The following is a 24,914-nucleotide window of genomic DNA, read 5'->3' as shown; positions in this document are numbered from 1 at the left end:
AGCAACGGGTCCTGCTCTCCCGCGCGGCCGCGCGGGACAGACCTCACAGCATCTCCAGCCCCGCGCGATAGCGGCGCCAGTTGCGCACATAGCCTTCGGCCGAGCGGGTGTTGCGGACAGCGGCCTCCGCATCGAGGCTGCGCACGATCCGCCCCGGCATGCCGACGACAAGCGAATTGTCCGGGATGTCCTTGCCTTCGGCCACCAGCGCATTGGCGCCAATGATGCAGTTGCGACCGATGCGGGCCCCGTTGAGGATCGTCGCCCCCATGCCGATCAGCGTGTTGTCGCCGATGGTGCAGCCATGCAGGATCGCCTTGTGACCGATGGTGCAGTCCGCCCCGATGGTCAGCGGATAGCCGAGGTCGGTGTGCAGCACCGCCCCGTCCTGCACATTGGACCGGGCCCCGACCAGGATCAGCTCGTTGTCGCCGCGCAACACCGCGCCGAACCAGACGCTTGCCTCCTCCTCGAGGCGGATGCGTCCGATCAGCTGCGCGTCCGGCGCGACCCAGGCCTCGCCGCTGTCCGGCAGCACGGGCCGGATGCCGTCGATTGCATAGAGTGGCATTGGGTCCTCCCTTCCCTTCGACCCGTCAGAGCCCGGGGGCGAGCCCGATCACGAGCCGCATCATCACGAGGCCCGAGCAGACGCTCCACATGCCCGCAATGGTGGACGAGGCAACGAGCCAGCCGATCGGCCGGTTCTCGATGCGACGGCCCCGGATGGCGTTGCGCATGATGATGAAGGGGCCGGCGAAGGCGCACATCAGGAACGAGCCGACGGTGCCGACGGCCGATTCGAGGCTGACCTGGAAACGGGGCGGACGGTTGGTCACGAGCTGGTAGAAACTGCCAATGACGCCGGCGGCGACAAAACCGGCGCAGCCCATATAGACAGCCAGAATAAGCTCGAAAAACACGCGTTAACCCCCTGTTAACCATTGAGGCAGAAGCTGCCGGAACGAGTTCGAGGGGTCAAGTGCAATCGTCGTGCCGATTCTGTCGGAACGCTTAACCGAATAGAAACCCTAACGAATGCTTAAATGCGGCCCGGCCCGGGCATCCCGTCCTGAAACGTCTGTCTCGCATTGGCACGCCCGTTGCGGCACAGGCGCTCCCGTGCGCGGGGGGACCGGATGATGCTGCCGACCGCACTGCCCCGGCCAACCGGCTGCAATCCCCTGCATTTCCTGGCCATGACGGGCCTGCTGGCCCTGCTGGCGGCCGCCTACATCGTCCATGTCGCCAGCGGCTGGATCGCGCTCGCCAGCGCGGGCGACACGCGCACCTCCAGCCCCTATCCGCTGGCCCTGCAGGTGGGCGAACACCGGTTCCTGGTGCCTGCCAACATGGTGCCGCGGGCGGAGCAGCGCAATCCCGACCTGCAGCAGGACCGGCTGGTGCTGGAAATGACCTGGCCTGCGCTTGCCGGCTACGCGGGCGGCACACCGGACGCGGAAACCCTGATCACGCTCGACCTGATCGCCTCGCGCCAGGTGGAAACGCTGGGCGAGCGGCTCGACAGCGTCTACCGGCGCCTTGCCGGCGCGCACGAGTTCCGCGGCCCGGCGGGCCTGTCGCTGATCGACATGTCCGGCCGTGCCGGCGCCGGCAACGACGTGATCGTGTTCGAGGCCAGCGAGCGCGACGGCTTCATTGCGCGCTGCCAGACGCCCGAGCAGGGCGTGGCCCGCTGCTTCCGCGACTTCCGGCTGGCACCGGACCTGGTCGTCAGCTACCGCTTCCAGCGCAGCGCGCTGGCGAACTGGGGACGCATGGACCGCCGCATCATCGACCGCATCTCGGCGATGCGGCTCGACTGACAGCCCTTCCCGGCAGAAGACATGCAAAACCCCGGCCTGGGGCGGGGTCCGGGGCCGGGGTCCGGAGCTGGCCCGCAGGCCGGCAGTCTGCCCGTGCGGAGGGGACCCGACGGCCCCGTCCCTGCAGGTCTCAGTCCTCGTCTTCTTCCAGGTCCATCTCGAGGATGGCCATCTGGAAGTTCCAGCTCAGCTCATCGTCCTCGTCGTCGCGGAACACGACCCCGATGAACTCATCGCCGATGAAGACCTCGGCCGAGTCATCCTTGCGCGGACGCGCCTGGACCTTGATGGCCGGCAGGTTGAACTTGCGGCGCAGATACGCCTCGATCTTCTTGATTTCGTCGGATTTCACGTTGTCGCTCCTTGTCGGGCCAAAAGGCGGTGCCCGATGATCTGTGGCCCCTGACGGGAGCCGCGGCCGCTTGACCGGCCCGGATGCGGGCCGTGTGACAGCTGGCGAGGCTCCTGTCAAATCCGCGCGCGACCCTACACGAACCCGAAGGACAGCCAACCGCGCAGTTCGGCTATCCCCGTGATCCTGCGCCCCCGCCACGTGCGGAGGGCCGCGTCAGGCGGCCCAAGTCAGGCTGCCCACGTCAGGCGGCCCAGGTCAGGCGGCCCAGGTCAGGCGGCCCAGGTCAGGCGGCCCACGTCAGGCCGCCACTCCGGGGACCCACTTCTGGGACCCGCTTCGGCCGACGGGCGGCAGGACTTGCTGAGGCCGTTCAGCCCGCCTGTTCCTTGTCGGCAATGATCTGGTCCATCGAGCGGGCCGGTTCGGCGCAGCCCGCCTGCCCCACCACCCGCGCCGGCACGCCGGCGACCGTGGTGTTGCACGGCACGTCCTGCAGCACGACCGACCCGGCGGCGATGCGCGAGCAGCGTCCGATCTCCAGATTGCCGAGGATCTTGGCCCCGGCACCGATCAGCACGCCCTTGCGGATCTTGGGATGACGGTCGCCCTGGTCCTTGCCGGTGCCACCAAGGGTCACGCCCTGCAGGATGGAGACATCGTCCTCGATCACGGCCGTCGAGCCGACGACAAGCCCGGTGGCATGGTCGATGAAGATGCCGCGCCCCACCGGCACGGCCGGATGAATGTCGACCTGGAAGACTTCCGACGACCGGCTCTGCAGATAGAGCGCAAAGTCGCCGCGTCCCTGCCGCCACAGCCAGTTGGCCAGACGATGGGTCTGCAGCGCGTGGAAGCCCTTGAAGTAGAGGACCGGTTCCAGCAGCCGGTTGCAGGCCGGGTCCCGGTCGAACACGGCCATGATGTCGACGCGGAAGATCTCTCCCAGGTCCGGCTCGCTCAGCAGCGCCTCCTGGTAGGTCTGGCGGATCAGCGAGGCAGAGACGACATCGCGGCCGAGCCTGTCACCGAGGCGATGGATGACGGCATCCTCGAGGCGCTGGTGGTTCAGCACCGTCTCGTAGACGAAAGACGACAGCGCCGGCTCATCCAGCACCATCTTCCCTGCCTCATCGCGCAGCTGCTGCCAGACCGGATCGTGCAGGGCGATGGCTCCGGCCGTCTGCCGGACAGGGGTAGTCACCATGGCTTGTCTCCTTTGCGGGCCCACCGGTGCAGGCCGCCGTTGGCGCCAGTCTAGCACAAGGCGGGGCAGCGCCATACCATTGGCCGTCTTGAACACCAACAAGGTTCCGGTCCACTTAACCGCCGGCGCAGTTTTGACAAGAGTGCCGGACACGGCTCGCCGTCGCCCCGCAACCCGCCTGAGACCGCAGGACCCTTCCCATGCAGCAAGATCATTCGCCCGGCCAGATCCGTTGCCACGTCGAGGGCGAGATCGGCTGGCTCGTCATCGACAATCCCGACCGGCGCAACGCCCTGTCGCTGGCCATGTGGCAGGCCGTGCCGGAGGCCGTTGCCCGCCTGACCGCGGATCCGGCGGTGCGCGTCATCGTGCTGCGCGGAGCGGGCGAGGAGACCTTCGTCGCCGGGGCGGACATCTCCGAGTTCGAGACCCTGCGGGGCAATGCCCGCGACGCGCGCACCTACGAGGCCGTGAACGTGGCGGCCTTCGACGCCCTGCGCGCCACGCCCAAGCCGACCATCGCCATGATCCGGGGCCACTGCCTTGGCGGCGGACTGGGACTCGCCGCGGCAGCGGACCTGCGTGTCGCGGCACAGGGCAGCAGCTTCGGCATCCCGGCCGCGCGCCTGGGCCTCGCCTATCCCCCGACCGCGCTGGCCGACATCGTCGCCCTGACGGGGCCCGCCCGGGCCCGCGACCTGGTCTTCACCGCCCGGCGCGTTTCGGCCGAGGAAGCGCATCGCATCGGCCTGCTGGACCGCCTGGTTCCGGCCGACGCGCTGGAGACCGCCGTCCGCGAGCTGGCCGGCACGGTTGCCGCCAACGCCCCGCTCACCATCGCCGCCACCAAGGCCGCGCTGGCCGCCCTGACGAACGGCGATCTGGCGGCCGCAGAGGCTGCCGCCGAACGCTGTTTTGACAGCCGCGATTTTGCCGAGGGCCGAAGCGCTTTCCTGGCCAAGCGCACACCGGACTTCATCGGCAGCTGATTCTGAATCAGAACTTGAACAGATGCAAGGAAACGACGGCAACGAATTGAATTGTCAGACTTTTCCCAGAGTTTCTGAATCAGTGCGGCAAGCAGGTGATTCTGTCTGTCAAGCCGGCGCGGACCTTGATGCGCCGGCCCCGCCAGGGCACTGAGGGGACTGCCGAAGGGACGGCAAGAAGGGACTGGGGCTTCAGGGATGGACCGGCGACAGGTCCCGCAGGAAGCCGATCAGCGCCTCGCCGAAGACATCGTTGCGATCGCCGGCCACCATGTGGCCGGCTGCCTCCACATCGACGAAACGGGCCTGCGGCACCATGGCCCGGAACTCCTCGACATGGGCCAGCGACACCAGCTCCGACCGGCCACCACGGATCAGCAGCACCGGCAGGGACAGGCGGCGCGCCGCGCTGACAAGCTCGTCTTCCGCCATGGCGCGGGACACATCACCATCGCCATGGCGGGCAGAGATGAACTTCGGATCCCAGTGCCAGCGCAGCCGCCCGTCCGGCGTCCGCCGGAGGTTCTTGGCCAGTCCGTCGAGCGACCCGGGTCGCGGCCTGTGCGGCAGATAGGCGGCAATCGCGTCTGCCGCCTCCTCGACGCTGGCAAACCCGTCTTCCATGCGCTCGGACATGAAGGCGACGATGCGCGACACCCCGTCGAGATCAACCCGGGGCGTGATGTCGACCAGCACCAGCGCAGCGAGCGTGCCCGGAGCCTGGTGCCCTTCGGCGAGGATGCCGGCCAGCCCGCCGAGAGACGCTCCGACCAGCACGGGCGGCCGGCCGTGTTCCTGCGTGATCTGGCCGGCCACGGCGACGAGATCGCGGCCGAAATCCCCGAAGGCATAGCGGCCGGAGGCGACCCAGTCGCTTTCCCCGTGTCCGCGCTGGTCAAGGCAATAGGCGACATGGCCCGCAGCCGCGATGCGCTGTCCGGCTCCGGCCCAGGCGTGGCGGGTCTGGCCTCCGCCATGCAGCAGCAGCACCGGCGCGCCGTCCGACCCGAAGCGGTCGGCCACCAGCCGGTTGCCGTCGGCCCCGGCAAAACAGCGCACCGGCCCGCTCATGCCGCCTCCGCCAGGAAGTCGAGGACCCCTTGCTTGAAGACCTTGTCGCCGACGGCAACCATGTGGTCGCGGCCGGGGATCTCGAGGACGCGCGCATCCGGGATCAGCGCCGCCAGATCCTCCGGCGATCCGGCAATGTCGTCCTTGCTGCCCACGGCAACCAGCACGGGGCGGCGAATGCGCGCGACGTCATCTTCCGAGATCTTCTGGCGCGAGGAGCGGATGCAGGCCGCCAGGGCCCGGCGGTCAGACCTGGTCTGCTCGGCAAAGGCGCGGAAGGCACGACCGGTCCGGTCGGGAATGTCGGCAAGGCTCTCCGCCTCAAGCCCCCGCGCGATCGGCTCGGGGTCCCCGACGCCGCTGACCATGCCGTAGCCGAGACCGCCGAAGATGACCCGGCGCACCCGCTCCGGGTGGTTCAGGGTGAGAAAGGCGGAAATGCGCGCGCCCATCGAATAGCCCATGAGGTCGACCTGGGCGAGACCGAGATGGTCGAGCAGGCGGCGGGCATCCTCGGCCATGATCGGCGCGCCATAGTCGGCCGGATCGTAGAACTTGCTGCTGTCGCCATGCCCGCGGTTGTCCAGCGCGATCACGCGGCGACCATCCTTGCGCAGCAGGTCGACCCACCCCGGATAGGCCCAGTTGACGGTCTTGTTGGAGGCGAACCCGTGGATGAGAAGGATCGGATCCCCCTCGCCCTCGTCCAGATAGGCGATCTCGACGCCGTCCGACGAAAACTTGAGCATGTGCACCTGACGCTTACGTTAAAGGAAAACGGATACCCCACACCTTACGCAGTCCCGCTGGCCGCGCAAAGCCCGGAATGGCTGCAGCCGGTTCGCCTGCCCCCGACTTTCGCGGGGGAGAAACGCGGCCGCACCTGCGGCCAATGGCGCAAACCGGTGCAAAGCCCCTACCCATCCGCGCCGCAAGACAGTATGGTCCGGCCATCTTCGTCGTTAAGTCAGACATTTGGACAGGTGCCATGGCGGATCATGTTGTCCCGCATTTCCAGAACACCAGCGGCCACGAGTGTGTCGAGATCGGCGCGCGTGAATTCATGTGCATCGGCGCCAACCCGCCGTTCGATCATCCCCATGTCTTCCTGGATCTGGGCGATGACGACCAGATCGTCTGCCCCTACTGCTCGACGCTGTACAAGTACAACGCGTCGCTGAAGCCGGGCCAGTCCGAGCCGTCCGATTGCGTATGGGTCCCGGTCGCAGCCTGAGGCGCATCGCCCTCCGCGCTGGCCGGTCCGGTGATCCGGGCCGGTCGCCCTCTCCTGCCGCAGCCCGGCTGCGTCCGTGCAGGCCTTGTCCATGACACATCCCTCCTCCGACGCGCCCGTCGTGATCCTGGGTGCCGGGATCGGCGGCCTGACCGCAGCCCTGACACTGGCGCGTGCCGGCTACCGTGTTGACCTTTTCGAGCGCACCGAGCGCCTGCTGGAAGTGGGGGCCGGACTGCAGCTGTCGCCGAATGCGCTGCGGGTGCTGGACGGGTTCGGCCTGCTGCCGGCCCTGAAGGCGCGATCCGGGGAACCGGCCACCGTGCGCATCCGCAGCGCCCGCAACGGGCGCGATCTCGCCCGGGTGCCGCTGGGTCCCGTCGCCCGCGAGCGCTATGGCCTGCCCTATCTCGTGCTCCATCGGGCCGACCTGCAGCAGGTGCTGGTGCAGGCCGTGCGCGAGACAGCCGCGATCCGCCTCACGCTGGGCGCCGAGCTCGGTCCGGTGCAGGAGGCCGGCGACGGCCTCGACATCCAGGTGATCACGCCGGAGGGGGACCGCCAGTTGCGGGCCGCCGCGCTGATCGGCGCCGACGGCGTCCGCTCGCATGTCCGCCAGCAGATCATGGGCGGCCCGAAACCGTCATTTTCCGGCCGCACCGCCTACCGCGCGACGCTGCCGGCGGATGAGGTGCCGGACGAGCTCATGACCGAGACCGGCCTCTGGCTCGGCCCGCGCGCCCATCTCGTGCACTATCCGGTGCGCGCCGGCCGCGAGTTCAACATCGTGGCCCTGGTCGAAGAGGACTGGACCTCGACCGGCTGGTCCGAGCCGGCCGACCGGGACCGCCTTCTTGCCCGTTTTGCCGACTGGCCGTCAGACATCCGCGCGGTGCTGTCCCGGCCCGACGGCTGGCTGCGATGGGCGCTGTGCGCCGTCGATGCCGGCACGCCCTGGGTCAAGGGCCGCATTGCCCTGCTCGGCGATGCCTGCCACGCGATGCTGCCCTTTGCCGCGCAAGGGGCAGCGATGGCCATCGAGGACGCGGCTGTCCTGGGTCGCGTGCTGCAGGGCGCGCGGGACATTCCTGCAGCCCTCGCCCGCTATCAGCAGCTGCGCCAGCCGCGCACCGCGCAGGTGCAGCAGGCTGCCGCCACCAATGCCTCGATCTATCACCTCGGCTGGCCGGCCTGTCTCGCCCGCGATGCGGTGCTGCGCGCCAGCTCGCCCGAGCGGCTGCTGAAGCGAATGGACTGGATCTATGCCTGGCGGGACAGCGCCCCCGCTTGAGCCGGACCCGCGCTTGCGATAAACGCTTTTCTCTGGTCTTGCGCACAGGCGGACGGCCGGCGGCCGGCAGCTTCCGGCAACCGTTGCCGGTCCCGGCCTTGCTCAGGTCCAGCCAGTCGCGCGAGAGGACTGAATGGACGACGCAACGCCACAGACCGTGACAGCCGCCTTTCTCGTCATCGGGGACGAGATCCTGTCGGGACGCACAAAGGACAAGAACATCGGCTATATCGCCGACTTCCTGACCATGTCCGGCATCGACCTGATGGAAGTGCGCGTGGTGCCCGACATCGAGGATCGCATCGTCGAGGCGGTGAACGCGCTGCGCGGCCGCTACGACTATGTCTTCACCTCGGGCGGCATCGGGCCGACCCATGACGACATCACCGCCGACAGCATCGCCAAGGCCTTCGGTGTCGCCATCGACCACGATCCCCGCGCCATGGCGATCCTCGCCGCCCATTACCCCCCCGGCGAGTTCACCGAAGCCCGCCAGCGCATGGCGCGCATTCCGCTTGGTGCCGACCTGATCGAGAACAAGGTGTCGAAGGCGCCGGGCTTCCGGATCGGCAATGTCCACGTGATGGCCGGTGTTCCGAGCATCATGCAGGCCATGCTCGATGCGATCGCCCCGACGCTGCGCACCGGACGCAAGATCGTGTCCCGGACCGTCGATGCCGACATTCCCGAAAGCCGCATCGCCGACGCCCTGCGCCAGATCCAGGCCGACAACCCGGACGTGATCATCGGCTCCTACCCCCGGACCAACGACGGGCGTTTCAGCACACAGGTGGTGCTGCGCTCGCGCGAGCCGGACCGCCTCGTCCCGGTCGCAGCCGCCGTCGAGGCAGCCGTTGCCGCTGCCGTCGCGGCCGCGCAGGCGGCGAGGGGCTGACCGTCCGTCCCGTCACCCCAGCCGTTCCACCCGCCAGGCCGCCCGAACCGCCTTTCCGACAGGCCCCTTCCGACAGGCCCCTTCCGACCGCTCCCCTGAGACCGGTCCCGCCCACAAGGACATGAGACATGGAAAACCCCGAACAGAACAAGGCCTTCCCGGTTTCCTGGGACCAGTTCCACCGCGACGCGCGCGCCCTTGCCTGGCGCCTGTCGGGCCAGGGCGAATGGCAGGCGATCGTCTGCATCACCCGTGGCGGGCTGGTACCGGCGGCCATCGTCGCGCGTGAACTTGGCATCCGCATGATCGAGACGGTCTGCATCGCCTCCTACCATGACTACGAGAACCAGGGCTCGCTGCATGTGATCAAGCCGATCGACCCGAAGGTGGTCGGACTGGAAGGCGGCGACGGCAATGGCGTGCTGGTGATCGACGATCTGGTGGACACCGGCAAGACCGCCCGCGTCGTGCGCGAGATGCTGCCGAAGGCGCATTTCGCCACCGTCTATGCCAAGCCGATGGGCCGGCCGCTGGTCGACACCTTCGTGACCGAAGTGTCGCAGGACACCTGGATCTATTTCCCCTGGGACATGGGCTGGCAGTTCCAGCCGCCGCTCAACAAGAACACCGCCGGCTGACGCGGCGGTCGGGGGCCCCGCCCAACCCGGCCCGGCCCAACCCGGCCCAACCCGGCCAAGCCACGCCAAGCCTGGCGCGACCGAAATGCAACACCGGGCAGAAAAGTTGCTGCCCGGTGCCCCTCACTGTCTTGTGACCGGTCGTCGTCCCGATCCGCGCCACATTCTGTGGCGATGCGGGGCACATGACTGGTTCGACCTTCCTCCCGGCGCTCGTGTGGTGCGGACGGCTTCTCGCCGTGGCCGCGCTGATGATGGTCGCCCTGCGTCCGGCGGCGAGCCTGGCGGCGCAACCGGTCGTGACCGCGGGACCGCAGCTCGTCGCGGGCCTTCTGCTTGCGTCCCTGCCGCTCACCGCCGTCACCGGGCCGCGCCGCGCCGATGGCCAGCAGACCGGCACCGGCGCGCCCAAGCGCTGCCTGTACCTGCAATGCGCGGATCTGGTGCGCGTTCAGACCTCCGATCTGGAACAAGCGGGCCGCCCGGACATTGTCCCTCTCGGACGCTCGCCCCACCGCGCGGCCCGTGATCCGCTGCTGGAGACGGAGGTTCCGCCGCCGAGACGGACGTCCACGGGCCAACCAGTCGTCTGACCGCCGGATCCTTAAGTTCCCGGCAAGTTGAATCTGAGACACAGGACACAACGTCCGGCCGCCGCCCCGGCCCGGACATGCGCCATAATTCCGAGGTCGTTGCATGTTGATCTCCCGCCGCCATTTTCTGGTTGCCGCTTCCGCCACCCTGCTCGCCGGCTGCACCACCCGCTACACCCAGCCGATCCCGACGCCGGGCATGCCCTACGAGCCTTACCAGCCGTCAGGTCCGCGCATCCCGGAGGAGTATCTGCGCATGTACGGGCCGATGCCGCAGGAGCGCTTCCCGCTGCCGGCGGTGGACCTGCGCAAGGTCAATCCGATCTACTACCGCCAGGTCGTGGACTATCCCTCGGCGGAGCCGACCGGGACGATCATCGTCGACACCCCAAACCGCTTCCTCTACCTGACGATGGAAGGCGGTCGCGCCATGCGCTACGGCGTGGGCATCGGCCGCGCCGGCTTTGCCTGGGGGGGCACGGCCCGCATCGCCTACAAGCGCGAATGGCCGCGCTGGACGCCGCCGGCGGAAATGATCGCGCGCCAGCCCGAGCTGGAGGAATATCGCAACGGCATGGAGCCGGGGCTGACCAATCCGCTTGGCGCCCGCGCGCTCTACATCTTCGAGGGCAACCGCGACACGCTGTACCGCATCCACGGCACGGCCGAGTTCTGGACGATCGGCACCGCCGTCTCCTCGGGCTGCGTCCGCCTGATCAACCAGGACATCATCGACCTCTACAACCGCGTGCCCAACGGCACCCGCGTGGTCGTGATCCAGGGCAACGCCGTCTGAGCCGCAGCAGACCGCGGTCGAACGCTTCGAGGGGCTGTCCGCAAGGATGGCCCCTTCCCGTTTGTGACACACACCAACCGAGATGCCGGGCGTGCGGCGCCAGGCTGGGCGGGCCGGGCGTGCGGCCTGGTGGGCCACCCCGCTCAGGCCATCCCGCTCAGGCCACCTCGACCTCGCGCTCGACGCGGATCCGATGCGGGGTCACGGAGCAGCCGAGCGCCAGCACCTCGACGCCGGCCGCACGCGCCTCGCCAAGGGCGGCCGCATAGGCCGGATCGATGTCGGCTGCCATCGACAGGCGGTCGCAGTCGGGCCGCTGGACCAGATAGACCATCACGGCGCGATGCCCCTCGGCCACCATCGCCGACAGCTCGCGCAGATGCTTGGCCCCCCGGTCGGTGACCGAATCGGGGAACTCTGCCAGCCCGGCCTGCCGCATCAGATGCACGTTCTTCACCTCGACATAGCAGCGGGGCCGGTCGGGATGATCGAGCAGGATGTCGATGCGCGAGTTGAGGCCGTAGCGGACCTCGCGACGCAGGCTGGCATAGCCCTCAAGGCCCCTCGCACGACCGGCAAGGATCGCCTCCTCGACAAGACGGTTGGGATGGGCGGTGCTGATGCCGACCAGCACGCCGTCGGCCTCGATCAGCTCCCAGCTGAGCGGAAGCTTGCGCGCCGGATTGTCGGAGCGCGACAGGTAGACCCGGGATCCCGGTGCGTTCAGGCCGAGCATGGAGCCCGGGTTGGCGCAATGGGCCGTGACCTCGCTGCCGTCCTCGTCCAGGATCACGTCGGCGAGGAAACGCTTGTAGCGGCGCACCAGCCGGCCGCTGATCAGGGGGCGGTCAAAATCCATGGCAGCCTCAGTTGGACCAGAAATCGGGGTCGATGAGCACGAAGACGACGATCAGCTCGAGCCGGCCGATCAGCATGGCCGCGGAGAGGATCCACTTGGCCGGGTCCGGCAGGGCGCCAAAGGTCCCGTCGGGACCGACCAGCGGCCCGAGCGCCGTGCCGATGTTGCCGACGGCACTGGCGGAGGCGGACAGGGCGGTGACGAAGTCGATGTCGAAGGCCGCAAGCGCCAGTGCCACAGCCGCCACCGTGCTGATGTAGAGCACCAGATAGACGAGAACCGCGGCAGACAGGTCCGGCGTCAGCCGCGCCTTGCCGAAGTTCTCCGCCGTGACCCGGTTGGGCCGCACCATGCGGCGCAGATGCGAGCGCACCGCGGCCAGCAGCACGAGATAGCGGAAGATCTTGATCCCGCCCGACGTCGAGCCGGTGCAGCCGCCGACGAAGGCGAGCATCAGCACCAGACCGACGACCGGCCCGCCCCACTGGGTATAGTCGCCGATGTAGAAGCCCGTGGTGGTGATGAGCGAGACCACGGTGAAGGTGGCCGCCCGCAGCGCATCGAGGAAGCCCAGATCGCGCGTGGCCCCGAGATAGACGGTGAGCGCGAAGGAGACCATCGCGATCAGGGCGATGAGCGCCCGCACCTGCGGATCCTGCCAGAGCTGCAGCGGCGCCCCCCGGATCGCCTGGATCACCAGGACGAAGGGCAGCGCGCCGGCAAGCATGAACAGGATGCCGACCCAGGCCACGCCGGTGTCGGCGTAGTGCTGGAACGACCGGTCGTGGGTGGAGTAGCCGCCGGTCGCCAGCGTCGTCATCGCGTGGTTGATGGCGTCGAACCCGGTCATCCCGAAGACAAAATAGCCGGCAGCGCAGAGCGCGGTGAGCCCGCCATAGACCACCACCATCAGCCGGATCAGCTCGACCGACCGGCTGACGATCTTGTCGCCGCCCTCGCCGCTCTCGCTCTGGAACAGCTGCATGCCGCCGACCCGCAGGAACGGCAGCAGGAAGATCCCCATGACCGCGATGCCGATGCCGCCGGTCCATTGCATCATCGAGCGCCAGATCAGGATGCCGGGCGGCAGGGAATCAAGTCCGGTCAGCACCGTGCCGCCGGTCGTGGTGAAGCCGGAGACCGATTCGAACACCGCATCCGACACGCCAAGCCCCAGCCAGAAGAACGGCAAGGCGCCGAACAGCGGGATCGTCGTCCAGGCCAGCACCGTCAGCAGGAACGTCTGGCGCATGTTGAGCCCCTTCTTCAGGGAGCCCTCAACGGCAATCGCCAGCAGCATGCCGACCAGCCCGGTCAGAAAGGCCGAAAACACAAAGGCTTGCCAGTCCGCATTCTTGTTGGCCACATCGACGATGGCCGGCACCAGCATCACGGTGGCAAGCGCCACGTACAATATGCCCAGCACGTAGAGAATGGGGCGCAATGCAATCACGTCAGCCAGGTCCTTCACAGCGGTGCAGGACGCCCGGCCGACTTCATGTCCGGACCGCAAGCCCACCCCCGCGCCGCGACATTGCCCCGACGGGCGGCGGCTGTCGAGCCCGCCATCCCCGCATTTCAGCAGGGGCAGTCCGGGTGAGGCCCGCGCCGCGCCCCCTGACGCCGACGTTTCGGACCCGGACCAGCCGGACCAGCTGGCAGCGCCGGACAGGTCCTGTCCGGCGCCGAGCGTGCGCCTCAGGGCTTTGCTGCAGCCGGCGCAGTGCCATGGCCTGCACCCTGCGCACCTCCATGCCCGCCCGAATGTCCGCCCGAATGCCCGCCAGCATGTCCACCCCCGTGGCCATGCGCCTCGCCCTCGACCATGACGGTGCCCTCGAAGCTTGCGAAGAGCGCCAGCGTCTCCGGTGCGATCGAGGCTTCGGCAGACGCAAGGTTCGCGGCAAGAGTTCGGGCATCGTGTTCCGCAATGCCGATCTGCTGGAGGACCGTTGCATCCTTCAGGCTGTCGCCGCTGCACAGGTGAATGCTCCAGCCGTCAGCCTTCTGCTTCAGAAGCGCCCGGCCGCCCCGGCCATCCTGTGTCCAGCCGGCAATCGCCCAGCCTCCGGCGACAACCACCGGCGCAACGGCGAGAGGCTTGCCCTCGCTCTCGAAGATGGACTTGAGCTTGACCGGGATGTCGACCTGCGGATCGCCGGTGACGGCAACGGCCTCAGCTGGGGCGGCATGTGCCGCATGGGCTGCGTGACCGGTCTGGTTCTGGGTGCCGTGGCCGACCTGCCCGTGACCAACCTGCCCGTGACCAACCTGCCCGTGACCAACCTGTTCGGGGGCGGGCGGCGTCTTGGTGCCATGGGCGGCGGCGGGAAGGCAAAGCAGGGCCATCACGGCGGTGCTGGCCAGAAGGGACTTGAACATGGGTGTATCCTGTCAACCGAAAAGGGAAATGCGGCGACACCACGTCAGGCGCGTCGCGCGCGACCAGGTCGCCCGGGCCGCCGGCAGTCCACGGTTCGGATCAGCGGCGGAGAGGGTGTCAGATGTTCAGGAGATGGCGGGGTGGCGCGCGCGGATCGCCAGGCTGCCTCGGGTCCGACCTTGCCGGCACGGCGTGGACCCGGACGTCGAGAACGCGGGGGGGCGAAGCGACAGGCTGCGCCACCCCAGCCGGTGGAGACGGGAGGGCAACCGAGGCCGAAAGCCGGCACGCCTCGCAGGCCGGGCCGGGCGCCGCCTTGTCCTGATTGTGCGTGTCCGGTGCCAGCGCATGGCACAGGACCGGCAGGCTGCCATCCGGCAGGACATAGGCGGAGAGGTCGACGCCGGCTGCGGACCGCAGGACCTGCTGCGGCGACTGGATCACGGCCGAGGTCTGGGCAACAGGCCGGTGCCCATAGGCCAGGACAACCAGTGCCAGGGCGCAGGCAATGCGCATCAGCACCGGAAGCGCGGCCAGTCCCCTCGCCAGGATGTTGGTCCATGCCTGCATGACATCTCTCCCCCACTTTGCGATACCGCGCGAGGGCGGTGACCTGCAAGCCCCGTCAAGGGGACGGCCGGGGCTGGTGCGGACGGCGGGACTCGAACCCGCATGTCAGAAGACGGCAGATTTTAAGTCTGCTGTGGCTACCGGTTTCACCACGTCCGCGGCGAGACGGCATCACCTAGCGCCGTGGATGCGGCTTCGCAAGAGCCTGACGGCACATTCGGGCACTGGCGAACAAAATGCCGCCCTCTCCCCGGAAGCTCTTTCCTTGCGCGATGGCACCGCGCATATTAACGGGGAAGACGACGGCACATGACATGAACGACGAGACCTCTCCGGGAGCCCGCACGATGCGGCGGCGCATCCTAGATCGTTTCCGCCTTTCCTCCCGGCGGATCGCGACACGGCCGAGGCCCGAACAGACACGGACATTATCTTCGCACATGGTCACCTATATCGACGCGGCGACGGCTCCCCTCAAGAACACCGGCCAGGTGCGCCTGTACGGACCCGATGACTTTGCCGGCATGCGCAAGGCGGGCGCCGTGACGGCGGCCTGTCTCGATGCCCTGGCCGATGTCGTCAAGCCGGGGGTGACCACCCAGGAAATCGACGATTTCGTGCAGGCCTTCGGCCGCGAGCACAACGCCCTGCCGGCGACGCTCTACTACCGCGGCTACACCAAGTTCTCCTGCACCTCGATCAACCACGTCGTCTGCCACGGCATTCCCAATGACAAGCCGCTGCGCGACGGCGACATCGTCAACATCGACGTCACCTACATCGTCGACGGCTGGCATGGCGATTCGAGCCGGATGTATCCGGTGGGCGAGCTGAAGCGCGCGGCCGAGCGGCTGATCGAGGTCACCTACGAGAGCCTGATGTTGGGCATCGCCGCAGCCAAGCCCGGCAACACCACCGGCGACATCGGCGCGGCGATCCAGACCTTCGTCGAGCGCGAGCGCTGCTCGGTGGTGCGCGACTTCTGCGGCCACGGTCTCGGGCGCCTGTTCCACGACACGCCGAACATCCTGCACTACGGCCGGCCCGGCGAGGGCGTCGAGCTGAAGCCCGGCATGATCTTCACCATCGAGCCGATGGTGAACCTCGGCCGGCCGCAGGTGAAGGTGCTGAGCGATGGCTGGACCGCCGTCACCCGCGACCGCTCGCTGTCGGCGCAGTTCGAGCATTCCATCGGCATCACGCCCGAGGGCTGCGAGATCTTCACCCTGTCGCCGAAGGGCCTGCACCGGCCCGGCTTCGACCGGTAGGGACGCCCCGCCCCCGACCCAGCCAGAAGGGAGACGCCATGGCCGAGGATGACACCGGATTTTCCGATGCCCCGGCCCCGGCGCACTATGTCGGTCATCGTGACCGGCTGCGCGACCGGTTCCGCGACCACGGCGCGGACGGCTTCGCCGATTACGAGCTGCTGGAGCTGGTGCTGTTCGCCTCCATCAAGCGGGCGGACACCAAGCCGATCGCCAAGGCCCTGCTGGCGCGGTTCGGGTCCTTCGCCGGCGTGCTTGCGGCGCCACGGGCGCGCCTCATCGAGGTCAAGGGGGTCGGCCAGCGCGTCGCCGACGATCTCAAGATCCTGCAGGCGGTCGCCAAGCGCTATGCGAAGGGCGAGGTCAACACGCGCGATGCCCTCTCCTCCTGGTCCAAGGTGATCGACTATGTGCGGGCAGCCAGCTCGCACGAGGAACGGGAAGAGTTCCGCATCCTGTTCCTCGACAAGAAGAACGGCCTCATCGCCGACGAGGTGCAGCAGCGTGGCACCGTCGACCATACTCCGGTCTATCCGCGCGAGGTCATCCGCCGGGCGCTGGAACTGTCGGCGACGGCACTCATCCTCGTCCACAATCACCCCTCCGGCGACCCCACGCCCTCGCGGGCCGACATCCAGATGACGCGCCAGATCATCGAGATCGCCAAGCCGCTGGGCATCGAGGTGCATGATCACATCATCGTGGCACGCGGCACCGAGCTGAGCTTCCGCGGCATGCAGCTTCTCTAGCAAAACGCTGCGGCACTTCAACCAGCAGTGATTAGAAGACTTTTAACTAAACCTGTCGCCCTTTCATTAAGGCATCTGCGCTAGCGTCTCGCGAGCAAGATGGGGTGGGTGCAGATGGAATTCGACTCCAACGCGGGAAACGGACGGATCGTCAACACGATCATCATGCCGGTGATCGGCATCGTGGTCCTGGCGGTCCTGTTCGTGTTCGCCATCCTGGTGTGGTCGTCGAAGGTCACCGACGAGGCGGCGGTCACCAGCCAGAGCAACCTGCTGCGCGAAGCCATCCAGCTCCAGCTCGACCAGGTCGCCAAGCAGCAGGAAGGCGCGGCTGTCTGGGATGACGCCTTCTTCCGGGCCGAACGGGGACTGGAAAACCGCGACTGGCTGCGCCATCACGTGGCGGCCTGGCTGGCGGAAGGCTACGGCCACAGCCGCAGCCTGATCCTTGATTCCGACCGCTCCGTGCTGGTCGTCTACGACCGCTCCGGCGACACGGGCTGGGCCAGCGAGGCGCTGCTGAACGCCCTGAAGGGGCCGATCGCGCGCGTGCGGGCACGCTACATCAACAGCTTCGTGATGACGCCGTCGGGCACCTACAAGTTCCAGCCCGTCTACCGCAACTTCCACCATTCGCTGTTCGAGACCGGCGTGGTGCGGATCGACGCGGCCCCCTACTACTTCTCGGTCACCGCCATCGCGCCCGACCTGCACACGATCGGGGCCGACCGCGAACCGCCGGCCGTGATCGTCAGCTTCGTGCCGCTCAACAGCCTGACCCTCGGCCGGCTCGCCGAAATGGCCGGTCTCGACGGCATCGCGGCGACGCAGCCCACCAACACGCGGCCCGGCATGGCCGACATCCTGCTGAAGGATCCCGGCAACACGCCCGTGGTGCGGCTCAACTGGAACCCGACCCAGCCGGGCTCGGCAATGCTCAACCGGCTGCTGCCGGTGATGGTGATCCTGGCGCTCGCCATCGCCGTGCTCACCGCGGTGCTGCTCAACTACGCCCGGCAATCCACCCGCCGCCTTGCCCGCAGCGAGGCCAAGGCGGTCTATGCCTCGCAGCATGACAGCCTCACGGGCCTGCCGAACCGCGACTTCTTCACCCGCATGCTGACGCAGGCGCTGGCAGCCCAGACCGACGAGCGCGACCTGACGGCGGTCGTCTACATCGATCTCGACCATTTCAAGGACATCAACGACACGCTCGGCCATGCCGCCGGCGACGAGGTGCTGCGGGCCGTAACGGCACGGCTGCGCGGGGTCGTCCCGCCGACCGGCCTGCTGGCCCGGATCTCGGGCGACGAGTTCGCCATGGTGCTGAGCCAGTGCTCGTCGCGCGCGCTGATCGAATACCAGCTGAGCCGGGTGCAGGACGAGCTGATCCGCCCCGTCAAGGTGGCCGGCACGGAGCTGTTCGTCAGCCTGTCGATGGGCGCGGCCATCGCGCCGCAGGACGGCACCGGGGCCGGCGAGCTGCTGCGCAAGGCCGACATCGCCCTCTATGACGCCAAGGCCAATGGCCGTGGCCGCTGGTCGTTCTTCGATCCGGCGATGGAGGAATATGTCCAGACCCGCGACAACATTGCCCGCGAGCTGCGCCGGGCCATCGACAACGATGCACTCGCCGTCGCCTACCAGCCGCAGCTGTCGTCGAAGACGGGAAAGATCACCGCCGTCGAGACACTCGTGCGCTGGACCCATCCCGAACGCGGGCCGATCAGTCCGGCCAACTTCGTGCCGATCGCCGAGGAGACCGGCCTCATCAACGACCTTGGCCTGTGGGTGCTGCGCCGCGCCTGCCGCGATGCGCATCTGTGGCCGGACGTGATGATCTCCGTCAACATCTCGCCGACCCAGTTCCGCCACCCCCGCTTCATCGACCAGCTGATCGAGACCCTCGCCTCCTATGACCTGCCGCCGTCGCGGCTGGAGATCGAGGTGACGGAATCGGTCTTTGCCGGCAAGGACGCGGCGGTCCTGAACGTGATGAAGCGCCTGCGCGAGCTGGGCGTGAAGATCGCGCTGGACGACTTCGGCTCCGGCTACTCGTCGCTGAGCTACCTGCGCCGCTTCCCCTTCGACATTCTCAAGATCGACCGGGACTTCATCCTGCCGGCAGGCGACTCGGCCCAGGCGCAGGCGATCCTGCGCACGATCATCGACCTGGGCGAGGCGCTCGACATGACGGTCGTTGCCGAGGGGATCGAGACGGCCGAGCAGATGGACTTCCTGACCTCGATCGGCTGCGAGCGGCTGCAGGGCTATTTCATCAGCCGGCCGGGGCCGGCCGAGGAGGTGGCCCCGATGATCGTCAGCGGCGCCATCGACAGCCGCGTCAAGATGTCGACGGGGCGGCTGCGCGCCGGCTGAGTCACCGGCACGGACGCCCCACGCCCGTCCGGATCTGTCCTGACGCCCAGACGGCAGGCGGCGGCGTCCGCGAGAGCGTTTCCTAGAGGAGGCCGAGACGCCGGTCGAGATCGGCACGGATCCGGGCCATGGCCGCAAAGGGTCCGCCGGCGGCCGCCAGTTCACCGGCCACATCAATGCGGCTCGCCCCGGCCCGGCCGTAGCGCGTCAGGACGTAATCCGACACCCAGTCCGTCTGCTGCCGGGCCCGGCGTCCGGCCCCCTGCCCGCTCGAGGCAAGCCAGGCGCGGTGCGCGGCAATGGCCTGCATCAGCTCGCCCGTGCCCGTGTCCTCCACGGCAGAGACCGTCAGCACCGGAACCTTCCAGCCGGACGCGGACAGGCGTGACAGGCTGAGCGCCCCCTCCACATCCGACTTCGCGCGGGCCGCCGCAGCGCCCATGTCGGCCTTGGTCACCACGATGATGTCGGGCAGTTCCATCACGCCAGCCTTCATGAACTGCAGGCTGTCGCCGGAGCCCGGCTGGATGCACAGAACGAGCGTGTCCACGGCAAAGGCTACATCGGCCTCGGACTGACCGATGCCGACGGATTCGACGATCACCTGCTGGCGCGCGGCCCGCATCAGCGCGATGGCCGCAATGGCATGATCGGACAGGCCCCCCAGGCGGTCCCGGGCGGCCATCGACCGCACGAAGATGCCCTGGTCCTCCGGATCCGTCGCAAGCCGGGTGCGGTCCCCCAGCAAGGCACCGCCGGTCAGACGCGACGAGGGATCGACAGCCAGCACGCCCACGGTCTCGCCGGCCGCCCGGAAGCTGCGGATCAGGGCGTTGGTCAGCGTCGACTTGCCGACGCCGGGCGGTCCGGTGAGGCCAAGCGCATGGCCGGCGCCGGTTGCGACCGCCAGGTCGAGCAGCGCCGCCAGCGCGGCGCTGCCCTCTTCCGCCTCAAGGCGCGACAGGGCCCGCGACAGGGCCAGCTTGCCACCGGCCCGCAGACGCTCCAGCTCTGCACGGGCTTCCGCCGCGCCCACCGGCTCAGGCCTTCTTCAGCGCGGCCTGGGCAGCAGCCAGCCGGGCGATCGGCACGCGGAACGGCGAGCAGGACACGTAGTCGAGGCCGACGCTCTCGCAGAAATGGATCGAGGCCGGATCGCCGCCATGTTCGCCGCAGATGCCGAGCTTGATCCCGGGACGGGTCTTGCGGCCGCGCTCGGCCGCGATGCTGATCAGCTCGCCCACGCCATCCCGGTCGATGGAGACGAACGGATCCTGCTCGATCAGTCCCTTCTGCTGGTAGGTGCCGAGGAACGAGGCCGCATCGTCGCGCGAGATGCCGAAGGTGGTCTGGGTCAGGTCGTTGGTGCCGAACGAGAAGAACTCGGCCGATTCCGCGATGTCGCCGGCCCGGAGCGCCGCACGCGGCAGTTCCACCATGGTGCCGACCTGATAGTCGATCGTGACGCCGGTCTCGGCCGCGACGGCCTTGGCCATGGCATCGATACGGCCACGCACCAGATCAAGCTCGGCCTTGAGCCCGACCAGCGGCACCATGATCTCCGGCACGACCGGCGCACCGGTCTGGCGCCCGGCCTCGACAGCCGCCTCGAAGATGGCGCGGGCCTGCATCTCGGCGATCTCGGGATAGGAGACGAGCAGACGGCAGCCGCGGTGGCCCAGCATCGGATTGAACTCCGACAGCTCCAGCGCCCGCTCGCGCAGCTTGTCCGCCGCCACTCCCATGGCCTCGGCCACTTCGGCGATCTCGGCATCGGAATGCGGCAGGAACTCGTGCAGCGGCGGATCCAGCAGGCGGATCGTCACCGGCAGACCCTTCATGATCTCGAACAGCTGCACGAAATCGTTGCGCTGCATCGGCAGGAGCTTGGCAAGCGCGGCGCGCCGTCCCTCCTCGGTGGCCGACAGGATCATCTCGCGCACCGCCAGAATGCGCTCGCCGTCGAAGAACATGTGCTCGGTGCGGCACAGCCCGATGCCTTCGGCGCCGAAGTCGCGCGCGACGCGCGCATCGGCCGGGGTCTCGGCATTGGCACGGACCTTCATGCGGCGACCGCCGTCGGCCCAGGTCATCAGGGTGGCGAAGTCACCCGACAGGGAGGGCTGCTGCATCGGCACCTCGCCGATGAGGACCTGACCGGTGGAGCCGTCGATGGTGATGACCTGCCCCTTGTCCAGCGTCTTGCCGCCGGCGGACACGGTGCCGCTGCGGTAGTCGATGCGCAGGGCGCCCGCGCCGGACACGCAAGGCTTGCCCATGCCGCGTGCCACGACGGCCGCGTGGGAGGTCATGCCGCCACGGCTGGTGAGGATGCCCTCGGCCGCATGCATGCCGTGGATGTCTTCCGGGGAGGTCTCGACGCGCACGAGGATGACCTTGCGCCCGGCGGCCTTGGCCTGCTCGGCCTCCTCCGAGGTGAAGACGATGGCGCCGCAGGCCGCGCCCGGCGAGGCAGGCAGGCCGGTGACGAAGATGTTGCGCTCGGCCTTCGGATCGATGGTCGGGTGCAGCAGCTGGTCGAGCGCGGAGGGCTCCACGCGCAGCACGGCCTCCTTCTCCGTGATCAGGCCTTCGGCCGCCATGTCGACGGCGATCTTCAGCGCGGCCTTGGCCGTGCGCTTGCCGGAGCGGGTCTGCAGCATCCACAGCTTGCCGCGCTCGATGGTGAACTCGAGATCCTGCATGTCGCGGTAATGGGCTTCAAGCCGGTCGCAGATGCGCACGAACTCGGCATGGGCCTCGGGCATCAGCCGCTCCATCGACGGACGGTCGGAGCCGGCCTCGATGCGGGCCTTCTCAGTGATGTCCTGCGGCGTGCGGATGCCGGCCACCACGTCCTCGCCCTGGGCGTTGACGAGGAACTCGCCGTAGAGCGCCTTCTCGCCGGTGGACGGATTGCGGGTGAAGGCAACGCCGGTGGCCGAGGTCTCGCCCATGTTGCCGAACACCATCGCCTGCACGTTCACGGCCGTGCCCCAGCTGGCCGGAATGTCATGCAGGCGCCGGTAGGTCTGGGCGCGGTGCGTCATCCAGGAGCCGAACACGGCGCCGATCGCGCCCCAGAGCTGCTCCATCGGATCCTGCGGGAACGGACGGCCCAGCTCGGCCGCCACCAGATCCTTGTAGCGCTCGATGATGCCGGCAAGCTCGGCCGCCGACAGGTCAGTGTCGAGCACATGGCCGGCCTCGTCCTTCACCTCCTGCAGGATTTCCTCGAAGGAGTGATGGTCAACGCCAAGCACCACGTCGCCATACATCTGGATGAAGCGGCGGTAGCTGTCATAGGCAAAGCGCTCGTCGCCCGAGCTGGTCGCCATAGCCTTGACGGTCTCGTCGTTGAGGCCAAGGTTCAGCACGGTGTCCATCATGCCGGGCATGGAGACACGGGCGCCGGACCGCACGGACACCAGCAGCGGATGGGTCCTGTCGCCGAAAGCCCGGCCCGTCAGCCGGCCGATGTCGGCCAGCGCCGCCTCGACCTCGGCGGCGAGCTCCGCCGGATAGGACTTGTCGTGATCATAGTACCAGGTGCAGACCTCGGTGGTGATGGTGAAGCCCGGAGGCACGGGAAGACCCAGATTGCTCATCTCGGCGAGGTTTGCCCCCTTGCCGCCGAGCAGGTTCTTCATGCCGGCGTCGCCTTCTGCAGCGCCGTTGCCAAACCCATAGACCCACTTGGTCATTCCCGCCTCCCGTCCTCACAGCATGTCCTGCCGGTCTGTCTTGGCCCCGGGCCGGGGGACCCGGCTGCCCGGAGCTGGCGTATTCCTGCTACGCCAGGGTGCCCCGACACAAGCGATTTTTGCACTGCAAACGAGCAAACGTGACGAGAGCCGGCTTGGCAATTGGTCTATACTGAAAACAGGTTTGACCGGGAAATCCGGCATGGGGCCGGACCTGCCTTGCCCCGTTGCCACAAACCCGCCACTCTCATCTGGGTTCACTTGTTCCCGGTGAATCGCAAAGGCTTCGGCCCATCGCCTGCGAGGTTGAATGACGAACGTGACCAACGCCCCGGGGAAACCCCGGACGACCTACCGCTCCCGCCTGCGGGTGTTGCTGACCACGACCCTCGTCGCCCTTGCCCTGCCAAGCCTCAGCCTGCCTGCCCTGGCAAACAGCCAGCCGGAGCCGCCGCGCTACGGCACGCCGGATGATCTCAACATCACCCTGTCGGGCAGCTACCTGTCCGGCCGGCTGGCCACGCGCCTCAACGACTTTGCCTCGGCAGCCGCCTTCTTCGAGGAGACGCTGGCGACCGACCCGGACAATGTCGACGTCCTGGAACGGACCTTCATGCTGAAACTGGCCAATGGCGAGATCGACATCGCCATGGAGCTGGCCGCCGACATGGATGCGCTGAAGGTCAGCAATTTCCTGGCCCATGCGGTCACCGCCATCGGGCACGCGCAGGACGGCAAGTTCCGCACGGCGAGCTCGGCGCTGAAGGCCGACCCGGGCGGCGGGCCGCTGGCGGAACTGACGCTCACCATCACCAAGGCCTGGATGGAGGCCGGAGCCGGAGAGGTCGACAAGGCGCTCAAGCGCATCGACGGGCTGAAGGGTCCGGAGTGGTTCGACGTGTTCAAGGCCAACCATGCCGCGCTCATCGCCCAGAATGCCGGCCGGCCGAAGGTCGCCCTGGAGCGCATCGAGGCCGCCTACAACGCCGACCGGGGCGCCCTGCGGGTGGCCGATTCCTATGCCCGCCTGCTCGCCGCCAACGGCCGCAAGGCCGACGCCCTGACCGTGCTCGACGAGTATGACGAGCTGGCACCCGGCCATCCGGTGCTCAAGCGCACGCGCGAGCTGATCGAGAGCGGCAAGAAGATCCCGCCGCTGGTCCGCTCGCCGATGGTGGGCATCGCCGAACTGATGAACGGTCTCGGATCGGCCATCGGCCGCGACGGGGCCGAGGAACTGGCGGCCGGCTACCTCAACCTGGCGCTCTACCTCGACCCGGATGCTGATTTCGCGGCCATCGCCCTCGGCGGGCTCTACGAGCGGATGGACAATCCCGGCCGCGCCATCGAGGCGCTGGAGCAGGTGCCGGATACCTCGCCGCTGAAGCGCGACGCGGAAATCCAGGTCGGCCTCAACTACAATGCCATGGACAAGGTGGACGAGTCGCGGGCGCACCTCGAGGCCCTGATCAAGCAGGATCCGGGCGATCTGGAGGCCGTGATCTCGCTCGGCAACGTCCTGCGGTCGCGCAAGATGTTTGCCGAGGCCGAAAAGGTCTATTCGACCGGCATCGATTCGCTGAAGGAGATCGAGCCGCAGCACTGGGCCCTGTTCTACTATCGCGGCATCTGCCGCGAGCGCCTGAAGCAGTGGGACAGCGCCGAGGTTGACCTGCGCAAGGCGCTCGAGCTTTACCCCGACCAGCCGATGGTGCTGAACTATCTCGGCTATTCGCTGGTCGACCAGGGCCTCAAGCTCGACGAGGCGCTGGAAATGATCAAGAAGGCGGTGAGCCTGCGCCCGAGCGACGGCTACATCGTCGACAGTCTCGGCTGGGCCTACTACCGTCTCGGCCGCTACGACGAGGCGGTGACCGAGCTGGAGCGGGCCGTGGAGCTGCGGCCGGCAGATCCGGTGATCAACGACCACCTCGGCGACGCCTACTGGAAGGTGGGCCGGCGTCTTGAAGCCCAGTTCCAGTGGAACCACGCCCGCGATCTCGATCCGGAGCCGGAAGAGCTGCCCAAGATCCTCGACAAGATCGCCAACGGGCTGAAGGAGACACCGGCACCGCCGACGGCGTCCAACGCGACCGGCAACGGCGGCTGA

24 protein-coding genes and 1 tRNA gene are annotated in these 24,914 nt (G+C 68.2%); 12 read left to right on the top strand and 13 right to left on the bottom strand.

All coding sequences use genetic code 11. The features are described from left to right. Positions 1 to 43 precede the first annotated feature (43 nt). A complete protein-coding gene (locus GWI72_RS03180; protein ID WP_161675618.1) occupies positions 44 to 571 on the bottom strand; it encodes a gamma carbonic anhydrase family protein in 528 nt (175 codons plus the stop codon). 25 nt (positions 572 to 596) lie between these two features. Further along, positions 597 to 923, bottom strand: a complete 327-nt coding sequence (locus GWI72_RS03175) for a DUF6949 family protein (protein ID WP_208995762.1) — start codon at positions 921 to 923, stop codon at positions 597 to 599. A 219-nt stretch (positions 924 to 1,142) separates the two neighbouring features. Between GWI72_RS03175 and GWI72_RS03170 the strand changes: the two genes are divergently transcribed. Further along, positions 1,143 to 1,826: a hypothetical protein gene (locus tag GWI72_RS03170; protein ID WP_161675617.1), complete on the top strand. Its 684-nt coding sequence runs from the start codon at positions 1,143 to 1,145 to the stop codon at positions 1,824 to 1,826. Positions 1,827 to 1,956: 130 nt separating this feature from the next. Here the strand turns inward: GWI72_RS03170 and GWI72_RS20100 are convergent, their stop codons facing one another. Both GWI72_RS20100 and cysE read right to left on the bottom strand, forming a co-directional pair. Continuing rightward, positions 1,957 to 2,178, bottom strand: coding sequence for a DUF3126 family protein (locus GWI72_RS20100; RefSeq protein ID WP_161707843.1), 222 nt, complete (start codon positions 2,176 to 2,178; stop codon positions 1,957 to 1,959). A gap of 373 nt (positions 2,179 to 2,551) precedes the next feature. Then, positions 2,552 to 3,385, bottom strand: a complete 834-nt coding sequence (gene cysE / locus GWI72_RS03160) for a serine O-acetyltransferase (protein ID WP_161675615.1) — start codon at positions 3,383 to 3,385, stop codon at positions 2,552 to 2,554. A gap of 200 nt (positions 3,386 to 3,585) precedes the next feature. Between cysE and GWI72_RS03155 the strand changes: the two genes are divergently transcribed. Further along, positions 3,586 to 4,374 carry an enoyl-CoA hydratase gene (locus tag GWI72_RS03155; protein WP_161707842.1) on the top strand — a complete coding sequence of 263 codons (789 nt, stop codon included), beginning with the start codon at positions 3,586 to 3,588 and terminating at the stop codon, positions 4,372 to 4,374. A 192-nt stretch (positions 4,375 to 4,566) separates the two neighbouring features. Here GWI72_RS03155 and GWI72_RS03150 read toward each other — a convergent pair whose 3' ends face one another. Next, positions 4,567 to 5,445 (bottom strand): alpha/beta fold hydrolase, encoded by an 879-nt coding sequence (locus tag GWI72_RS03150; RefSeq protein WP_161675613.1) that lies wholly within the window; start codon positions 5,443 to 5,445, stop codon positions 4,567 to 4,569. Next, positions 5,442 to 6,194, bottom strand: coding sequence for an alpha/beta fold hydrolase (locus tag GWI72_RS03145; protein ID WP_161707841.1), 753 nt, complete (start codon positions 6,192 to 6,194; stop codon positions 5,442 to 5,444). Before GWI72_RS03145 ends, GWI72_RS03150 begins: the two co-directional genes overlap by 4 nt. 239 nt (positions 6,195 to 6,433) lie before the next feature. Here GWI72_RS03145 and GWI72_RS03140 point away from each other — a divergent pair, with 239 nt between their 5' ends. From GWI72_RS03140 to GWI72_RS03115, 6 genes are all read left to right on the top strand, one after another. Then, positions 6,434 to 6,679, top strand: coding sequence for a zinc-finger domain-containing protein (locus tag GWI72_RS03140; protein WP_161675611.1), 246 nt, complete (start codon positions 6,434 to 6,436; stop codon positions 6,677 to 6,679). A 91-nt stretch (positions 6,680 to 6,770) separates the two neighbouring features. Continuing rightward, the gene (locus GWI72_RS03135) at positions 6,771 to 7,970 is read left to right on the top strand and encodes an FAD-dependent monooxygenase (RefSeq protein WP_161675610.1); all 1,200 of its coding nucleotides are present in this window, start codon (positions 6,771 to 6,773) and stop codon (positions 7,968 to 7,970) included. Positions 7,971 to 8,103: 133 nt separating this feature from the next. Next, positions 8,104 to 8,865, top strand: a complete 762-nt coding sequence (locus GWI72_RS03130) for a competence/damage-inducible protein A (protein WP_161675609.1) — start codon at positions 8,104 to 8,106, stop codon at positions 8,863 to 8,865. Between the two features lie 128 nt (positions 8,866 to 8,993). Continuing rightward, positions 8,994 to 9,503: a xanthine phosphoribosyltransferase gene (gene gpt, locus GWI72_RS03125; protein ID WP_161675608.1), complete on the top strand. Its 510-nt coding sequence runs from the start codon at positions 8,994 to 8,996 to the stop codon at positions 9,501 to 9,503. 185 nt (positions 9,504 to 9,688) lie between these two features. Continuing rightward, positions 9,689 to 10,096, top strand: a complete 408-nt coding sequence (locus tag GWI72_RS03120) for a hypothetical protein (protein WP_161707840.1) — start codon at positions 9,689 to 9,691, stop codon at positions 10,094 to 10,096. 103 nt (positions 10,097 to 10,199) lie between these two features. Continuing rightward, positions 10,200 to 10,892 carry a L,D-transpeptidase gene (locus GWI72_RS03115; protein ID WP_179956010.1) on the top strand — a complete coding sequence of 231 codons (693 nt, stop codon included), beginning with the start codon at positions 10,200 to 10,202 and terminating at the stop codon, positions 10,890 to 10,892. A gap of 157 nt (positions 10,893 to 11,049) precedes the next feature. Here GWI72_RS03115 and sfsA read toward each other — a convergent pair whose 3' ends face one another. From sfsA to GWI72_RS03090, 5 genes are all read right to left on the bottom strand, one after another. Beyond that, positions 11,050 to 11,751 (bottom strand): DNA/RNA nuclease SfsA, encoded by a 702-nt coding sequence (gene sfsA / locus GWI72_RS03110; protein WP_161707839.1) that lies wholly within the window; start codon positions 11,749 to 11,751, stop codon positions 11,050 to 11,052. A 7-nt stretch (positions 11,752 to 11,758) separates the two neighbouring features. Continuing rightward, positions 11,759 to 13,204: a TrkH family potassium uptake protein gene (locus tag GWI72_RS03105; protein WP_208995760.1), complete on the bottom strand. Its 1,446-nt coding sequence runs from the start codon at positions 13,202 to 13,204 to the stop codon at positions 11,759 to 11,761. 245 nt (positions 13,205 to 13,449) lie between these two features. Then, complete coding sequence (locus tag GWI72_RS03100) at positions 13,450 to 14,133, bottom strand: copper uptake system-associated protein (protein ID WP_244314191.1); 684 nt, start codon at positions 14,131 to 14,133, stop codon at positions 13,450 to 13,452. A gap of 118 nt (positions 14,134 to 14,251) precedes the next feature. After that, a complete protein-coding gene (locus GWI72_RS03095) occupies positions 14,252 to 14,704 on the bottom strand; it encodes a hypothetical protein (protein WP_161707838.1) in 453 nt (150 codons plus the stop codon). A 74-nt stretch (positions 14,705 to 14,778) separates the two neighbouring features. Then, positions 14,779 to 14,863: transfer RNA gene (locus GWI72_RS03090), tRNA-Leu, on the bottom strand. 281 nt (positions 14,864 to 15,144) lie between these two features. Between GWI72_RS03090 and map the strand changes: the two genes are divergently transcribed. The 3 genes from map (at position 15,145) to GWI72_RS03075 (ending at position 19,100) form a co-directional block, all read left to right on the top strand. Then, entirely contained in the window at positions 15,145 to 15,972 is an 828-nt protein-coding gene (gene map / locus GWI72_RS03085; protein ID WP_161675604.1) for a type I methionyl aminopeptidase, read from the top strand. Between the two features lie 38 nt (positions 15,973 to 16,010). Continuing rightward, positions 16,011 to 16,721, top strand: a complete 711-nt coding sequence (radC, locus tag GWI72_RS03080) for a RadC family protein (RefSeq protein WP_161675603.1) — start codon at positions 16,011 to 16,013, stop codon at positions 16,719 to 16,721. 114 nt (positions 16,722 to 16,835) lie between these two features. Further along, positions 16,836 to 19,100, top strand: a complete 2,265-nt coding sequence (locus tag GWI72_RS03075) for a putative bifunctional diguanylate cyclase/phosphodiesterase (protein WP_161707837.1) — start codon at positions 16,836 to 16,838, stop codon at positions 19,098 to 19,100. An 82-nt stretch (positions 19,101 to 19,182) separates the two neighbouring features. On the opposite strand, the gene meaB is transcribed toward GWI72_RS03075, so the two are convergent. Both meaB and ppdK read right to left on the bottom strand, forming a co-directional pair. Continuing rightward, positions 19,183 to 20,136, bottom strand: coding sequence for a methylmalonyl Co-A mutase-associated GTPase MeaB (gene meaB, locus GWI72_RS03070; RefSeq protein WP_348272634.1), 954 nt, complete (start codon positions 20,134 to 20,136; stop codon positions 19,183 to 19,185). A gap of 4 nt (positions 20,137 to 20,140) precedes the next feature. After that, positions 20,141 to 22,804, bottom strand: coding sequence for a pyruvate, phosphate dikinase (gene ppdK / locus GWI72_RS03065; RefSeq protein ID WP_161707836.1), 2,664 nt, complete (start codon positions 22,802 to 22,804; stop codon positions 20,141 to 20,143). Positions 22,805 to 23,114: 310 nt separating this feature from the next. Between ppdK and GWI72_RS03060 the strand changes: the two genes are divergently transcribed. Continuing rightward, entirely contained in the window at positions 23,115 to 24,914 is a 1,800-nt protein-coding gene (locus tag GWI72_RS03060; RefSeq protein ID WP_161707835.1) for a tetratricopeptide repeat protein, read from the top strand.

The organism is Pannonibacter sp. XCT-53 (assembly GCF_009915765.1).
In the GTDB taxonomy this organism is placed as follows: Bacteria; Pseudomonadota; Alphaproteobacteria; order Rhizobiales; family Stappiaceae; genus Pannonibacter; species Pannonibacter tanglangensis.
The sequence above is the reverse complement of the archived record's forward strand: the minus strand, read 5'-3'. Positions and strand labels throughout refer to the sequence as shown.

Coding starts and splice junctions, on each gene's coding strand:
- GWI72_RS03180 (WP_161675618.1), bottom strand. CDS start 571: ATGCCACTCTATGCAATCGACGGCATCCGGCCCGTGCTGCCGGACAGC.
- GWI72_RS03170 (WP_161675617.1), top strand. CDS start 1,143: ATGCTGCCGACCGCACTGCCCCGGCCAACCGGCTGCAATCCCCTGCAT.
- cysE (WP_161675615.1), bottom strand. CDS start 3,385: ATGGTGACTACCCCTGTCCGGCAGACGGCCGGAGCCATCGCCCTGCAC.
- GWI72_RS03155 (WP_161707842.1), top strand. CDS start 3,586: ATGCAGCAAGATCATTCGCCCGGCCAGATCCGTTGCCACGTCGAGGGC.
- GWI72_RS03150 (WP_161675613.1), bottom strand. CDS start 5,445: ATGAGCGGGCCGGTGCGCTGTTTTGCCGGGGCCGACGGCAACCGGCTG.
- GWI72_RS03145 (WP_161707841.1), bottom strand. CDS start 6,194: ATGCTCAAGTTTTCGTCGGACGGCGTCGAGATCGCCTATCTGGACGAG.
- GWI72_RS03140 (WP_161675611.1), top strand. CDS start 6,434: ATGGCGGATCATGTTGTCCCGCATTTCCAGAACACCAGCGGCCACGAG.
- GWI72_RS03135 (WP_161675610.1), top strand. CDS start 6,771: ATGACACATCCCTCCTCCGACGCGCCCGTCGTGATCCTGGGTGCCGGG.
- GWI72_RS03130 (WP_161675609.1), top strand. CDS start 8,104: ATGGACGACGCAACGCCACAGACCGTGACAGCCGCCTTTCTCGTCATC.
- gpt (WP_161675608.1), top strand. CDS start 8,994: ATGGAAAACCCCGAACAGAACAAGGCCTTCCCGGTTTCCTGGGACCAG.
- GWI72_RS03120 (WP_161707840.1), top strand. CDS start 9,689: ATGACTGGTTCGACCTTCCTCCCGGCGCTCGTGTGGTGCGGACGGCTT.
- GWI72_RS03115 (WP_179956010.1), top strand. CDS start 10,200: ATGTTGATCTCCCGCCGCCATTTTCTGGTTGCCGCTTCCGCCACCCTG.
- sfsA (WP_161707839.1), bottom strand. CDS start 11,751: ATGGATTTTGACCGCCCCCTGATCAGCGGCCGGCTGGTGCGCCGCTAC.
- GWI72_RS03100 (WP_244314191.1), bottom strand. CDS start 14,133: ATGTTCAAGTCCCTTCTGGCCAGCACCGCCGTGATGGCCCTGCTTTGC.
- GWI72_RS03095 (WP_161707838.1), bottom strand. CDS start 14,704: ATGCAGGCATGGACCAACATCCTGGCGAGGGGACTGGCCGCGCTTCCG.
- map (WP_161675604.1), top strand. CDS start 15,145: ATGGTCACCTATATCGACGCGGCGACGGCTCCCCTCAAGAACACCGGC.
- radC (WP_161675603.1), top strand. CDS start 16,011: ATGGCCGAGGATGACACCGGATTTTCCGATGCCCCGGCCCCGGCGCAC.
- GWI72_RS03075 (WP_161707837.1), top strand. CDS start 16,836: ATGGAATTCGACTCCAACGCGGGAAACGGACGGATCGTCAACACGATC.
- ppdK (WP_161707836.1), bottom strand. CDS start 22,804: ATGACCAAGTGGGTCTATGGGTTTGGCAACGGCGCTGCAGAAGGCGAC.
- GWI72_RS03060 (WP_161707835.1), top strand. CDS start 23,115: ATGACGAACGTGACCAACGCCCCGGGGAAACCCCGGACGACCTACCGC.